This window comes from Pseudomonas morbosilactucae (assembly GCF_023241665.1).
Classification (GTDB): Bacteria; Pseudomonadota; Gammaproteobacteria; order Pseudomonadales; family Pseudomonadaceae; genus Aquipseudomonas; species Aquipseudomonas morbosilactucae.
The window spans coordinates 104014-118742 of sequence record NZ_JALQCX010000028.1 but is presented as its reverse complement, the minus strand read 5'-3'; the positions used below and the strand labels follow the sequence as shown (position 1 = coordinate 118742).

12 protein-coding genes and 1 pseudogene are annotated in these 14729 nt (G+C 65.6%); 8 read left to right on the top strand and 5 right to left on the bottom strand.

All coding sequences use genetic code 11. The features are described from left to right. Positions 1–44 precede the first annotated feature (44 nt). The 3 genes from codB to codA are packed head-to-tail and all read left to right on the top strand — an operon-like array spanning position 45 to position 3795. A complete protein-coding gene (gene codB / locus M1B35_RS15780; RefSeq protein ID WP_123335319.1) occupies positions 45–1316 on the top strand; it encodes a cytosine permease in 1272 nt (423 codons plus the stop codon). Beyond that, positions 1313–2530: a PucR family transcriptional regulator gene (locus M1B35_RS15775; protein ID WP_268262465.1), complete on the top strand. Its 1218-nt coding sequence runs from the start codon at positions 1313–1315 to the stop codon at positions 2528–2530. The genes codB and M1B35_RS15775 overlap by 4 nt, the downstream gene beginning before the upstream one ends. Before the next feature lie 23 nt (positions 2531–2553). After that, the gene (gene codA / locus M1B35_RS15770; protein ID WP_268262464.1) at positions 2554–3795 is read left to right on the top strand and encodes a cytosine deaminase; all 1242 of its coding nucleotides are present in this window, start codon (positions 2554–2556) and stop codon (positions 3793–3795) included. Between the two features lie 57 nt (positions 3796–3852). Here the strand turns inward: codA and M1B35_RS15765 are convergent, their stop codons facing one another. After that, positions 3853–4845: a diaminopimelate epimerase gene (locus tag M1B35_RS15765; RefSeq protein ID WP_268262463.1), complete on the bottom strand. Its 993-nt coding sequence runs from the start codon at positions 4843–4845 to the stop codon at positions 3853–3855. 379 nt (positions 4846–5224) lie between these two features. Between M1B35_RS15765 and M1B35_RS15760 the strand changes: the two are divergent. From M1B35_RS15760 to M1B35_RS15750, 3 genes and pseudogenes are all read left to right on the top strand, one after another. Then, positions 5225–6375: pseudogene (locus tag M1B35_RS15760) on the top strand (MFS transporter). Between the two features lie 113 nt (positions 6376–6488). Continuing rightward, positions 6489–6926, top strand: coding sequence for a hypothetical protein (locus M1B35_RS15755; RefSeq protein ID WP_268262462.1), 438 nt, complete (start codon positions 6489–6491; stop codon positions 6924–6926). A gap of 60 nt (positions 6927–6986) precedes the next feature. Next, complete coding sequence (locus M1B35_RS15750) at positions 6987–7598, top strand: hypothetical protein (RefSeq protein ID WP_268262461.1); 612 nt, start codon at positions 6987–6989, stop codon at positions 7596–7598. A gap of 30 nt (positions 7599–7628) precedes the next feature. Here the strand turns inward: M1B35_RS15750 and M1B35_RS15745 are convergent, their stop codons facing one another. Further along, positions 7629–8237, bottom strand: a complete 609-nt coding sequence (locus tag M1B35_RS15745) for an NAD(P)H-dependent oxidoreductase (protein ID WP_268262460.1) — start codon at positions 8235–8237, stop codon at positions 7629–7631. A 92-nt stretch (positions 8238–8329) separates the two neighbouring features. On the opposite strand from M1B35_RS15745, the gene M1B35_RS15740 reads away from it, so the two are divergent. Beyond that, complete coding sequence (locus tag M1B35_RS15740) at positions 8330–8944, top strand: TetR/AcrR family transcriptional regulator (protein WP_268262459.1); 615 nt, start codon at positions 8330–8332, stop codon at positions 8942–8944. Positions 8945–9046: 102 nt separating this feature from the next. On the opposite strand, the gene M1B35_RS15735 is transcribed toward M1B35_RS15740, so the two are convergent. The 3 genes from M1B35_RS15735 to amaB all read right to left on the bottom strand — a co-directional run bounded on the left by M1B35_RS15735 (position 9047) and on the right by amaB (position 13613). Beyond that, positions 9047–10459, bottom strand: coding sequence for an amino acid permease (locus tag M1B35_RS15735; protein ID WP_268262458.1), 1413 nt, complete (start codon positions 10457–10459; stop codon positions 9047–9049). Positions 10460–10778: 319 nt separating this feature from the next. Beyond that, positions 10779–12065, bottom strand: a complete 1287-nt coding sequence (amaA, locus tag M1B35_RS15730; RefSeq protein WP_268262457.1) for an L-pipecolate oxidase — start codon at positions 12063–12065, stop codon at positions 10779–10781. Positions 12066–12122: 57 nt separating this feature from the next. Further along, positions 12123–13613 (bottom strand): L-piperidine-6-carboxylate dehydrogenase, encoded by a 1491-nt coding sequence (gene amaB, locus M1B35_RS15725; RefSeq protein ID WP_268262456.1) that lies wholly within the window; start codon positions 13611–13613, stop codon positions 12123–12125. A 150-nt stretch (positions 13614–13763) separates the two neighbouring features. Here amaB and M1B35_RS15720 point away from each other — a divergent pair, with 150 nt between their 5' ends. Continuing rightward, positions 13764–14666, top strand: a complete 903-nt coding sequence (locus M1B35_RS15720; RefSeq protein ID WP_268262455.1) for a LysR substrate-binding domain-containing protein — start codon at positions 13764–13766, stop codon at positions 14664–14666. Positions 14667–14729 lie beyond the last annotated feature (63 nt).

Below are 14729 nucleotides of genomic sequence, written 5' to 3'. Positions count from 1 at the left end.
CCACTGCAAAGGGCCTGTATCCCCCACCCGACCGGAGCAGGCCCATGACCCAGAACGATCCAGGCAACGACTACCCCTTGAGCGAAGTGCCCATGCACGCCCGCAAAGGCCTGGCCTCCACGGCAATGGTGCTGCTGGGCTTCACCTTCTTTACCGCCACCATGTTCGCCGGCGGCAAGCTGGGGGTGGCCTTCAGCTTCGGGGAAATGCTCGGGGTGATTGTCCTCGGCAACCTGCTGCTGGGGCTGTACGCCGCCGGCCTGGGCTACATCGCCTTCAAGAGCGGGCTGAACTCAGTATTGATGGGGCGCTTCTGTTTCGGTGAAGTGGGCAGCAAGCTCAGCGACCTGATCCTCGGCTTCACCCAGATCGGCTGGTACGCCTGGGGCACCGCCACCGCCGCGGTGGTGCTGGGCAAATACTTCGAACTGAGCCAAGGCACGGTGCTGGGGTTGATGGTGCTGTTCGGCATGGTGTTCTGCGCCACCGCCTACATCGGCTATCGCGGCCTGGAAATCCTCTCCTACATCGCGGTGCCAGCCATGGCCTTGTTGCTGTTGCTGTCGATGTGGGTGGCCACGGTCAAGGTCGGCGGCCTCGACGGCCTGATGGCCGTGGTGCCCAGCGGCAGCCTGGACTTGTCCACCGCCATCACCCTGGTGTTCGGGACCTTTGTCAGCGGCGCCACCCAGGCCACCAACTGGACCCGTTTCTCACGCTCGGCCAGGGTGGCCGTGCTCGCCAGCCTGATCGGCTTCTTTATCGGCAATGGCCTGATGGTGCTGATCGGAGCCTACGGCGCCATCGTCTACCAGCAACCGGACGTGGTCGAAGTGCTGCTGTTGCAAGGTTTCGCCCTGGCGGCCATGGCCATGCTTCTGCTGAACATCTGGAGCACCCAGGACAACACCATCTACAACTTCGCCGTGGCCGGCTGCAACCTGCTGCGCACCGGCCGCCGCAAGACCGTCACCCTGGTCGGCGCGGTGATCGGCACCCTGCTGGCCCTGCTCGGCATGTACGACATGCTGGTGCCCTACCTGATTTTGCTGGGCACGGTGATCCCACCGATTGGCGGGGTGATCATGGCCGACTTCTTCTACCGCTATCGCGGCCATTACCCACGCCTGGCCGACACCCGTTTGCCGGCCTTCAACTGGCCCGGCCTGAGTGCCTACGCCATCGGCACCGTGGCCGCGTTCAGCTCGCCGTGGGTCGCGCCCCTGGTGGGCATCGGCGCGGCGGCCCTGAGCTACGTGCTGATCAGCGCGGTGCTCGGCTCCCGCGCGCCCGTCGCCGTCGACGCCCGGGCATGAGCCTGACCGTCGAAGACGTGCTGGCCCTGCCGGGGCTGGAGTCCATGCAACTGCGGGCCGGCGCGGTCGGCCTGGGCAACCCGGTGCGCTGGCCCTACGTGGCGGAAAACAGCGGCATCGCCGATTGGGTGCTGGGGGGCGAGCTGGTGTTCGTCACCGGCATCAACCACCCGCGGGACGAAACCAACCTCCTGCAATTGCTGGATGAAGCCCGCGAACGCCGGGTGGCCGGGGTGGTGATCCTCACCGGCACCGACTATATCCAGGCGATTCCGCCACGGGTGCTGGCCGAGGCCGAGGCGGCCGGGCTGCCGCTGATCGAGCAGCCCTACTCGTTGAAAATGGTGCTAGTGACCCAAGCCATCGGTTCCGCACTGGTGCAGGCCGAACAACTGGGTCGTTCGCGCCACGAAGTGCTGGAGCGGCTGCTGGCCGGCGAGTACCAGTCTCTGGACCTTCTGCTGCAGCGCGCCGGGCAATTGGGCATGGCCCTCCAGGGCCAGTGGCAAGTGGCGCAACTGCACCTCGAAGGCGGCGACGGGCTGTTCGCCCAGGGCCATGCCGACGCCGCCCAAGCCCAACTGGACCGCCAGCGCGACAGCATCGCCCGGCACCTGCGGCAACTGGCCCGGGAGCACTGGCCCGAATGCCCGGTGCTGGGGCGTGCCGGGCAATGGCACCTGCTGCTGCCCGCCGCCGATGCCAGCGCCGCCCAAGCCAACCGTCAGCGCCTGGCCACCTGGCTGAAACAGCTGAATCCGCGCCTGGCACCGCTGAAACTGTTGATCGGCCTCAGCGCCGCCGGGCACCGCGCGGCGGACCTGCCCCAGGCCCAGGACCAGGCGCGCCAGGCCCTGACGGCGGCCCGGCGTTTCAGCGAACGTGCCGGCCTGTGTGTCTACGACGAGCTGGGTGTGCTCAAATTGCTCAGCGGCGTGCACAACCGCGCCTTGCTCGACCAGTTTCTGGAGGAACGCCTCGGCCCGCTGTTGCGCCATGACCGGCGCCACGGCCCCAGCCTGATGCCGACCCTGGAAGCCTGGTTCCATGAAAACGCCAACCTGATGGCTGCGGCCCAGCGCCTGGCGGTGCATCGCAACACCCTGACTCACCGCGTCCAGCGCATAGAGGCCCTGACCGGCCTGGCACTGGACCACCCATACGACCGTCTGGACATCGGCGTGGCGCTGATGATCTGGCGGCTATCCGCCTGATTGCCTGAACGAGGAACTGCCCAATGCTTATCACCAACGCCCGCTTGCGCCACCGTGAAGGCTTGCACCAACTGCACCTGGAAAACGGCCTCATCGCCCGCATTGCCCGGCAAACCGAAGCCCCGACCCTGGGCCCCGACGACCTCGACGCCGCCGGCAATCTTGTGGTGCCGCCCTTTGTCGAGCCGCACATTCACCTGGACGCCACCCTCACCGCCGGCGAACCGCGCTGGAACATGAGCGGCACCCTGTTCGAAGGCATCGAGTGCTGGGGCGAACGCAAGGCCACCATCACCCAGGAAGACACCAAGACCCGGGCCAAGAAAACCATCCGCACCCTGGCCGCCCACGGCATCCAGCATGTGCGCACCCACGTCGACGTCACCGACCCGGACCTCACCGCCCTCAAGGCCATGCTCGAAGTGCGTGAAGACAGCGCGCACCTGATCGACCTGCAGATCGTCGCCTTCCCCCAGGAGGGCATCGAGTCGTACCGCAATGGCCGGGAACTGATGGAAGAAGCCATTCGCCTGGGCGCCGACGTGGTGGGCGGCATTCCGCACTTTGAATACACCCGCGACCAGGGCGTGAGTTCGGTGAAGTTCCTCATGGACCTGGCCGAGCGCACGGGCTGCCTGGTGGACGTGCACTGCGACGAAACCGACGACCCTCACTCGCGCTTTCTCGAAGTGCTGGCCGAAGAAGCCCGCAGCCGCGACATGGGCGCCCGGGTCACCGCCAGCCACACCACCGCCATGGGCTCCTACGACAACGCCTACTGCGCCAAGCTGTTTCGCCTGCTCGGGCATTCGGGCATCAGCTTTGTTTCCTGCCCCACCGAAAGCATCCACCTGCAGGGGCGCTTCGACAGCTTCCCGAAACGCCGGGGCGTCACCCGGGTCAACGAGCTGCTGGAAGCCGGGATGAACGTGTGTTTCGGCCAGGACTCCATCGTCGACCCCTGGTACCCCCTGGGCAACGGCAACATCCTGCGGGTCCTGGAAGCCGGGCTGCACATCTGCCACATGCTCGGTTACCGCAACCTGCAGAACGCCCTGGACCTGGTCACCGACAACAGCGCCAAGGCCCTGGCCCTCGGTGACGGCTACGGCCTGGAAGAAGGGCGGCCGGCCAACCTGCTGATCCTCTCGGCGGACAGCGACTACGAAGTGATCCGCAGTCAGGGCCTGCCGCTGTACTCGATCCGCCACGGCAAGGTGCTGATGCAACGGCAGATGGCGCAGTTCGAACTGCGGGAGGGTTGAAGGCGTGCGCTGGCGGCCTCGCGGTCGCCAGCGTCAAACAGCAGAGTCAGCGCGCGTTCAGGGAATCGAATGCGCGGTGCCGAACAAGCTCACGCGCACCAGCTCACCGTTGTGCTCGTCCAGGCGCAAAGGCGCGGTGCCACCCGGCATCACCACCTCCACCCGCCCGGCCTTGACCCAACCCACCCGCCACGCGGCACTGGCCACCGCGCTGGCGCTGGTGCCGGATGACGCGGTCGGCCCTTCGCCCCGCTCGAATACCCGGGCCACCAGGCGACCCTCGGACTCACGTGCCGCCCATTGCAGGTTGACCCCCGCCGGGCAGGGCTGGCCACTGCCCACCGGCAAGGCAAAAGCCGTCCGGGTCAGGCCCTCGGCCAAGGGCGCCTGGCCCATCTGCTGATTGCTCGGCAGCGCTGCGGCGTCACTCACCAGGGTCACGCAATGGGGGTTGCCGATGCGCACGAACTGGCTGTGCCCCCACTGTTCATGCAAGGCCTGCAACGCCGGCACCCGGCTCAGTTCGCGCCCTTCCAACTGCACCACCTGCACGCCACTGGCCGCCACTGCCTGCGGGCCAAACCCCGGTTGCCCGAGGTCCAGCCAAAACCCCGACTGCCCCTGTACCTGGGCCGGTTCGACCTGGGTCGGCACGGGCGACGGACCGCTCGCCTGATCGTGATGAACCCGCAACTCGCTGGGCCCCTGGGTCGGCAACAGCCCTTGCTCGGTCAGGGCCTGGGAGAAAATCGTCAGGCCGTTGCCACTGCGCTCTGCCAGGGTGCCGTCGGTGTTGACGATCAGCAGGTCAAACGGCGGCTGCTTCTGAAACGGCCCCACCAGCAAGCCATCGCTGCGATGGGCCTTGGCCCCGGCCGGACGCTGGCCCGGCGCCCAATCACAGAGCGCCTCGATGGCCTGCCCGGTCCACTGCGCCCGGGCCTGGGCGGCTTCGCCAGCCTGGGCCGGCAGCGCAATACCCAGCGCACGCAGGGCCTCGGGGGCCACCACACCATAGAGATTGCCCCGTGCATCATAAAAAGCCGCCATGGCCGGTTCTCCAGAAAAATCGTGGCGCAGACAGTACTGCCAATGCCCTGGCGCGGCCAAGCCCAGTTCGTGCCGTGATCAACACTCGGCGCAGCCGGTCCGGCTGTGGTCATTGATCCTGGGCTTGATTCGCCCTGGCGATCCCGCCGCGCCGGCTGCAACCTTCAGCGCCCTGACCGGTCACAGCCCTGGGCGCTGGCAACCGGCCCTCGCGGCAGCCGGCCTGATGTGCAAGGATGTCGCGTTTTCTGCCGCCGCCGCACCACAGCCTCTGTACATTCCAGCGCCCGCGGCATCCAGCCCAGGGCCGCTGAAACGGCACACTGGGTCAGCCAGGGTTTCCCCAGCGGGGCCTGGCCTGATCGACAAGGACTGATCTATGACCGCTATCAACTCCCATACCCAGGTCACGCCCGGGCGCCTTGAACAGATGTCCACGCGCATCGCCTTTTTCATCGCCGGCTTCGGCATCGCCGCCTGGGCGCCCTGGTGCCCTACGCCAAGGCCCGGGCCAACCTGGACGAAGGCACCCTCGGCCTGTTGCTGCTGTGCCTGGGGGTAGGCTCGATTCTGTCGATGCCGATCGCCGGCGCCCTGGCCTCGCGCTATGGCTGCCGTCGAGTGATGGCCGGTGGTTCGTTGCTGATCTGCCTGGCCTTGCCGCTGCTGGCCACCGTCACCTCGATTCCGTTGCTGGTGGCCGGGCTGTTCCTGTTCGGCGCGGGCCTAGGCTGCGTGGATTCCACCGTCAACCTGCAGGCGGTGATCGTCGAACGGGCCAGTGGCAAGACCATGATGTCGGGCTTCCACGGGCTGTTCAGCCTGGGCGGCATCGTCGGTGCCGCCGGGGTCAGCGCGTTGCTGGGCCTGGGCCTGTCGCCCCTGGGCGCCACCCTGGTGGTGGTCGTGCTGATCCTCATCGCCCTGCTCAAGGCCGCTCCGCACATGCTGCCCTACGGCAGCCAGAGTGCCGGCCCGGCCTTCGCCGTGCCCCATGGCGTGGTGCTGTTTATCGGTTGCCTGTGCTTTATCGTGTTTCTCGCCGAGGGCGCGGTGCTGGACTGGAGCGCCGTGTTCCTCACCGCCGAACGCAACCTGGACGCGGCCTACGCCGGTCTCGGCTACGCCGCCTTCGCCCTGACCATGACCGCCGGACGCCTGACCGGGGACGCCATCGTCCACCGCCTGGGGGCCCGCCGGGTGATCATCATCGGCGGCGCCACGGCGGCCAGCGGCCTGCTGCTGGCCACCCTGGCACCGGCCTGGGAAGCCGCGCTGGTGGGCTACGCCCTGGTCGGCGCAGGCTGTTCCAACATCGTGCCGGTGCTGTACACCGCCGTGGGCAAACAGACCGTCATGCCGGAAAGCATCGCCGTACCGGCCATCACCACCCTGGGCTACGCCGGCATTCTCGCGGGCCCGGCGGTGATCGGTTTCGTCGCCCATGGCAGCAGCCTGAGCGTGGCCTTTGGCCTGATTGCCGTGCTGCTGTTGGCCGTCGCCGTCAGCGGCAAAATACTCAAGGTCTGAGGGCGGCGGCGCCGACGATTCGCGTTTGTGGGTCAAGGCATTACAGAGCATTTCCCCGACGCTTTGAGTCTGGAATCATGGGCGCCTTCATCAAGACAAGGACTCGGTCTTCCATGCAGCCTTTCTCTCTACGCCACGCCCTCTGTGCCCTGCTGCTCACCAGCAGCAGCGCCTTCGCCGCCGACCCGCAGGAAACGCACCTCTACTACGGCATGGTTCCCGGCGAATACGCCGTGATCGGCCAGGAACCGGACGGCGGCGCGGCCTATCGAGGCCACGCCAGCATCCGCTTCGAAAACGGCGCCCTGAGCCTGGTGAAAACCGTCAACGGCATCACCACCCGGGCCATCGGCAAGGTCACCCGCACCACCATCGCCAAAGCCGACGTCCTCAGCTTCACCTGGCCCGAGCACGGCGCCACCTGTCTGGTAAGGGGCGACCTGGACAACTACAGCCGCCTGACCTGCTACTGGACCCGCAACGGTGTGGACCACAAGGCCCCGGGGCTGGAAGCCTATTTCCCCACCGCCACCTGGCCACAAGCCGAATAAGGCCCGGCGCCAAGGGCCACCCCAGCGCCTCGATCCTGCCCTCTTCATTCAGGTAATGTCATGACCGCAGCAACCCCTACCGCCAACGCCGCCGAACGCACCTTCTGGGACTGGTTCACCCGCCAGGAAGCACGCCTGTTCGCCTTCGAATTTCCCGACGAGCCCCTGCTGGATGAACTGGCCAAGGCCCTGTCGCACGTTGCCCCTGAACTGACCTTCGAACTGGGCCCCATCACCGATGGCAAACGGGAGTTTGTCATCAGCGCTGGCGGCATCCTCGAAGCCTTCCCGGCCGTGGAGTCGCTGCACCGCTGCGCCCCCGACCTGCCACGCTGGCACTGGACCGCCTTCCGGCAGCGCATGCAAACCCTCTATGACCTGGGCATGGGCGAACATCGGGTGAGCGCCGACGACGTGCATTACCTGTTGGCGGCGGACGAGCCGAAAGTCGGCATCGCCTTGTTCTTCGACGATTACCACGAGGACCGCCACAGCGAGTTCCAGCAACTCGCCTACCTGTTCCTCGACCAGGCCCTGGGGGAATACGCGGTGGAAACCCAAGTAGGCTTTATCGAAGTCCTGCCACGCACCTCGGAGTACTTCCAGCGCGCCTACCCCCTGCGTGAACTGCCCGGGCACTTTGATCATTACTGGGGCAACACCGCCACCTGAACCACCGGCACGGGCGCGCCCTTGCTCGCCCTATCCGACATTGGCCAGCGCTGGGGCAAACAGTTGCCGCCCCAACTCCAGCGCCGCCGCCTCATGGGCGGCCGGGTCCTGAGTTTCCGAGTCCAGGCACAGTTGCCAGGTGCGGACCGGGGCGCCGCAGTAATCGAAAATCCCGTGTTCGATCTGGGTGCGCATGGCGTGCTCGTAGCCGTGGCGCTCATAGGTCGGGGCGTCGGCGCCGCCCACGGCCAACAGGTGCACCGGCAAGCGGCCGAGCTTCTTCACCAGCTTGGCCTCAGGGCTGAAATCAAAGGCCCAGCCATTGGCGAACACCCGGTCGATCCAGCCCTTGAGCAGCCCCGGCATCGACCACCAATACACCGGGAACACCAGCACCAAGGCGTCGGCGCGGTCGAGCCGAGCCTGCTCGGCGGCCACATCCGCCGGGGGTGCGGCTTGCTGGCGATGCACGGCGTGGTCCGCCGGGCCGAAGCGCGGGTCGAACCCTTCGGCCCAGAGGTCGGCGGTTTCATGGGAATGCCCGGCCTGCGTCCGGTCGATGCCCAGGGCCACCTGGGCCGCGAGATGGTGGGTCAGGGAACGGGGATCGTGATGGGCAACAACGATAAGCGCATGCATGGGCACACTCCTGGGCAATGATTGCGAGGGCAGCACGGACCTTATATGCTGCATCAAGTTACTTTTAGTAAGTTACTTTTGGTAGGTTATTCATGTCAAGCCACCCACACGATCCTTCTGCTGCGCCCCCCAAACGCCGCCTGGCCCGGGATGAACGGCAGCGCCAACTGCTCGACGTCGCCTGGCAACTGGTCCGCGACGAAGGCAGCGACGCCCTGACCCTGGGCCGCCTGGCCGAGCTGGCTGGAGTCACCAAGCCCGTGACCTATGACCATTTCGGCACCCGGGCCGGGTTGCTGGCGGCGCTGTATCAGGATTTCGACGGCCGCCAGACCCGGCTGCTGGACACAGCCCTGGAACACAGCGACGCCACCCTGATCAGCCGGGCCCGGGTGATTGCCGGGGCCTATGTGGCCTGCGTGCTGCTGCAAGGGCGGGAAATTCCCGGGGTGATCGCGGCCCTGGCCAGCTCGCCGGAACTGGAGCAGATCAAGGGCGAGTACGAGGCGATCTTCATGGACAAGTGCCGTGCCGCCCTCGCCCCCTTTGTCGGCACCGGCCAGATCTCCAACGCCGGCTTGCGGGCCATGCTCGGGGCGGCGGAAGCCCTGTCCCACGGCGCGGCCACCGGCGAGCTCAGCGCCGAGCAGGCCGAGGAAGAGTTGTTTGCGGTGATCGTGGCGATGGTCGAGCGCAGCCAGCGCTGAAGCGCTCGGGCCCCGATCCACTCGCCAGCAGATGGATGCCCCAGACAAAAATGCCCGGGCCAAAGGCCCGGGCATTGCCGTCACGCGTTGGGTCGGCGCCGATCAACCGGCGCTTTCACCCGCACTCGGTTCAGCCCCTTTGTACAGGCCCTGCGCCGGCTTGCGCCGCAACAGCGAGATGGCCAGGATCACCCCCGCCACCGCAGCGGTCATCAGGGTTTCGTAGCGGTAGTTCGGGCTGATCAGCATGTAGCCCAGCACCAGGGTAATCAGGCCGATCACCAGCCAGGTCAACCAGGGGAACAACCACATCTTGAACGCCAGGACCGTGCCTTCCCGGTCAGTGATGGCGCGCATGCGCAGTTGGGACACCGCGATCACCAGGTACACCAGCAAGGCAATGGCGCCGGTGGTGGACAGCAAGAAGCCGAACACCTTGCCGGGGAAGGCGTAGTTGAGGAAGCAGCCGACAAAGCCTGCCAGGGTCGACAGCACCACCGCCACGGTCGGCACGCCATTGCCCGAGATGCGCGCCACCTGGCGCGGCGCCTCGCCACGAGAAGCCAGGGAATAGAGCATCCGCGAAGCGGTGTACAAACCGGAGTTCATGCAACTGGTCACGGCCACCAGCACCACGATGTCCACCATCAGCTTGGCGCCGGGCACATTGAGGATTTCCAGGGCACGCTGGAACGAGCCCACCTGCAACAGCCGCGGATCGTTCCAGGCCACCAGGGACACGATAAAGAAGATCGAGAAGATGTAGAAAATCGCGATGCGGTACACCACCAGGTTGGTGGCCTTGCGGATTTTCTCCCGAGGGTTGGCGGTTTCATCGGCGGCAATGGTCACGATCTCGGCGCCGAAGAACGAGAAGATCGTCACCAGCACACCGCCCAGCACCGCGCCGAAGCCGTTGGGCATAAAGCCGCCGTTCTGCCACAGCTGCTGCACCCCGGAGGTTTCGGCCAGGGGCCAGAAACCCAGGACCGCCATGGCGCAGACGATGATGAAGCCGAGAATGGCGATCACCTTGATCAAGGCGAACCAGTACTCGAATTCGCCAAAATTCTTCACGCTGATCAGGTTGGTGCACGCCAGCGTGATCATGATCAGGAACGCGAACAGCCAGGACGGCACTGCCGGAATCCAGGCGTGAAGAATGTCCGCGCCGGCAATGGCTTCCACCGGGATGATCAGCACCCAGAACCACCAGTACAGCCAACCGATGGTGAACCCGGCCCAGGGCCCGATGGCCCGCCCGGCGTAGGTGGAAAAGGAACCGCTGTCGGGGTTGGCGATGGCCATCTCGCCAAGCATGCGCATCACCAGCAGCACCAGCAGGCCGGTCATGCCGTAGGAAATCAGAATCGCCGGGCCCGCAGTGGCGATGGCGTTGGACGAGCCGATAAACAGGCCGGCACCAATGATGCCGGCAATGGAAATCATCGAAACCTGGCGTGACGTCAAGCCGTGTTTCAACGAGCGTTTCTGACGTTTTTCATTTGTGGTCATGATCCACCCTCAAGGTCAAAAAGCCGCGCGCGCCGACACCCGCCCAAGCGGACGCCGCACGCCCGACTCGGGTTTGCACAAGCGTTTTTGTTAGTTCAGCCCGCAGGCTGTTTTATGGCTCTTGCCCTCAGGCGCCCGGCATGGGCGGACCTTGGGTTGCAGTGAGAGCGGTGACGGCGTGCCAAGACATCGTCAGGGGGTCAACAGCGGGGTCACGGCGATAACAACCGTGCAGTGAAGGTGCCATTTGCTTGTCCTTTCATGGTTCCGGCGGCAGCTGAAATTGCATGGGGTTTTCTTGTTTTATGGCGTGAAGCGGTTACAGCACGACGCGCAGGCACTGCCCGGCGTGGTAGAGACTGAAGCCGGCGTCATAGGCCAGGCTGCGCAGGCCCCGGACGCTGACGGCCGGTTTGCCGGAGAAGGCCACCGGCAGCGCCTTGGCATCCCCGCTCAACAGGTAATCGGCAAAACATTTGCCCACCAGGGTCCCGGTGGTTACCCCGCGGCCGTTGAAGCCGGTGGCCGCGAGCAAGCCCGGCGCCGGCTCGAACAGACGCAACAGGTGATCGGGGGTAAAGCCGATGCGCCCGGTCCAGGTGCATTGCCACTCGACCTGGCCCAACTGCGGAAAATAGTGACGCTGGATGCGGTCGGCCCATTGCCGGATAAACCACAACGGGTAGTTCGCCGCGTTGCCCAGGCTGCCCAGCACCAACCGTCCATGGGCGTCCCGGCGAATGCTGCTGAGCACCGTGCGCGTGTCCCACGAACCCTGGCCGCCCTGCAGAATGCCCGCCTGCTCAGCGCCGCTCAGGGGCAGCGACGCCACCTGGTAGTAGTAGCCGGCGAAGATGTGTTCCTTGACCTGGCTCCACTCGCCCTCGGTGTAGGCGTTGGAGGCGATGATCACTTGCTCGGCGCGTACACGGCCGCGCTCGGTCAGCACCTGCCAGCCATCGCCACTGCGTTGCAGGCCGGTGACCGGAGAGTCGCCAAACAACTGACCGCCGAGACGAACCACATTGCGCGCCATGCCCGAAGCGTACGCCATGGGGTTGACCGTGCCCGCGCGGTGATCCAGCAAGGCCCCCGCCACCTGGTCAGTGCCACAGGCGTCGGCGCAGGCCTGGCCGGTGAGCAACTCGACGTTGGCGCCACGGCGCTGCCACTGCTCGACCCGGCTGCGCAGGTCATCCAGGCCGGCGGCATTGTGGGCCATGTGCAGGGTGCCGGTGCGGGTGTCCTGGCAGGCGATGCCGTATTTGTCGATGGTCGAGAAGACCAGCGCCGGGGCCGCGCCCAAGGCCGTGTTCAAACGGTTGCCCTCGGCCTTGCCCAGGGTTTGCTCCAGGTCGTCCGGTGGCACCCAGGTCCCGGCGTTGACCAGGCCGACGTTGCGCCCGGAACCGCCGTGACCCACCTGATGAGCTTCCACCAGGCACACACTTTTGCCGTTTTCCAGCAGTTGCAGGGCTGCGGAGAGCCCGGTGAAACCTGCCCCGATAATGCATACATCCGCTGTACGCTCGCCCACCAGGGGCGGGTTGATCGGGCGCTCCGGCGTCAACTGTTCCCAGAGACAGCCACGATGAAATTGCGCCATGTGAAAACTCCAGAGCACAGGCCAGGCCGAGCCCCGAAGGGCCCGGCACCAAGGGGTTCAGTCGAAAACGATGCCCTGGGCCAGCGGCAGCTCGCGGGAATAGTTCACGGTGTTGGTCTGGCGGCGCATGTAGGCCTTCCAGGCATCGGAACCGGATTCGCGACCACCGCCGGTTTCTTTCTCGCCACCGAAGGCACCGCCGATTTCCGCACCGCTGGTGCCGATGTTGACGTTAGCGATCCCACAGTCACTGCCCGCCGCGCTCTGGAACGCCTCGGCCTCACGGATATCCGTGGTGAAGATGCACGACGACAGGCCCTGGGGCACTTCGTTGTTCAGGCGCAGGGCCTCATCGAAATCGTCGTAAGCCAGCACGTAGAGAATCGGGGCGAAGGTTTCGTGGCGCACCACCGCACTCTGGCCCGGCATCTCGACGATGGCCGGGGCCACGTAGTAGGCGTTGGGGTACTGGGTCTGCAATTGACGCTCGCCGCCAAACACTTGGCCGCCTTCGTCACGGGCCCGGGTCAGGGCGTCCTGCATGGCGCTGAACGCCTGCTTGTCCACCAGCGGCCCCACCAGGTTGTCCTGGCGCGGGTCGCCGATGCGCACCTTGGCGTAGGCGGCCTTGACCCGTGCCAGCACTTCGTCCTTGACCGAACGGTGCACGATCAAACGGCGCAAGGTAGTGCAACGCTGGCCGGCGGTGCCCACGGCGCTGAACAGAATGGCGCGCACGGCCATGTCCAGGTCGGCGCTGGGCGCCAGGATCATCGCGTTGTTGCCCCCGAGTTCGAGGATGCTGCGGCCGAAGCGTGCGGCTACCCGCGGCCCGACTTCACGGCCCATGCGGGTGCTACCGGTGGCGCTGATCAGCGGTACACGAGGGTCGTCCACCAGGGCTTCGCCCGCCTCACGGTCGCCAATCACCAGTTGCGCCAGGCCCGCCGGGGCCTCGCCGAAAATCTTCAGCGCCTTGTCGAACAGCGCCTGGCTGGCCAAGGCGGTGAGCGGGGTTTTCTCGGAAGGTTTCCAGATCACCGGGTTGCCGCAGACCAAGGCCAGGGTGGTGTTCCAGGCCCAGACCGCGACCGGGAAGTTGAAGGCGCTGATGACCCCGACCACGCCCAGGGGCTGCCAGGTTTCACGCATGTGGTGGCCCGGGCGCTCGGAAGCGATGGTCAAGCCGTACAACTGGCGCGACAGGCCGACGGCGAAGTCGCAGATGTCGATCATTTCCTGCACTTCACCCAAGCCTTCCTGGGTGATCTTGCCGGCCTCGATGGACACCAGTTCGCCCAACTCGGCCTTATGCTCGCGCAGCACTTCACCGAAGATCCGCACCAACTCGCCACGGCGTGGCGCAGGCACATTGCGCCACTGCAGAAAGGCTGCGTGGGCCTGTTCGATACGGCTCAGGACCTGGGTTTTATTCTCCAGGCTGACGGCGGCAATCTGGCTGCCATCAATGGGCGTATACACGGGATAAGTCCCGTCGCTGAAGGCACTTTTGTTCACACCAAGACGAACTAATAGGTCGGCAACCACTTTATAAATCCCCTGCAACTGACGCTGGTTGAATGTGTTGATGTAGGTCAGTATTCATGCTCCCAGCGCCTCCCCACAAACGACGTTTTAGAAAAACATGATTCCTTTTTGGAATGAACCAGCGTCCGTTCTTCTGCAGGTAGATTCGCCATGTCCAAGCGTTTGATGCCCTCCACCACCGCCTTGCAATGCTTCGAAGCGGCCGCCCGCCACCTGAGCTTCACCCGCGCCGCCCAGGAGCTGCACCTGACCCAGAGCGCCGTCAGCAAGCAGGTGGCGCAGCTTGAGGAAATGCTCTGCAACCCTTTGTTCCAGAGGGTTCGCCGGCGCTTGCACCTGACCCCGGCCGGGGCTCTGTACCTGGCGGAGGTGAACAAGATCCTGATCCAGGTGGACATGTCGAGCCGCTACATCCTGTCGTACGGCGGCGAGACCGAAGTGCTGAAAATCGCCACCCAGCCCACCTTCGGCGACCGCTGGCTGGTGCCCAATCTCAAGGGCTTCAGCGGCCAGAACCCGAGCATTCACCTGGACATCCGCAGCGTGCTGGAGCCCTTCGACCTGGTCCAGGCCAAGGCTGACATCGCCTTTTTCTTCGGCCAGGGCACCTGGCCCGGCGCCACGTGCATCGAACTGTTCAAGGAGCAGGTGATTCCCGTCTGCGCCCCGGAATTGCTGGCCGGCACGGCCTTCGACAGCGCCGAAGCGCTGACCCGGCACATCCTCCTGCAATGCACCTCGCGCCCCGAGGCCTGGCACGAATGGTTCCTGGCCCAGGACCTGCACTCGCAGAACAGCTACCACGGCCCACGCTTCGACACCTTCTACATGTGCATTCGCGCGGCCCAGGCCGGCTGCGGCATTGCCCTAGTGCCGCGCTACCTGGTCAGCGAGGAACTGACCCAGGGCAAATTGGTGATCCCCTGGGACTACCCGATGCAAAGCGACGGCTCGCACTTTATTGCCCACGCCGAACATTCGGCCGAGGTGCCCAAGGTCCGCGCCTTCGTCGAATGGATCCGCCAGCGGGTGGCCCTGGGCAACCCGCTGTAACAGCAAGTTTCAGAATTAAAGGAATGACAGGGCGATTTTATTTCGTTTGTGAGGCACCGGGCT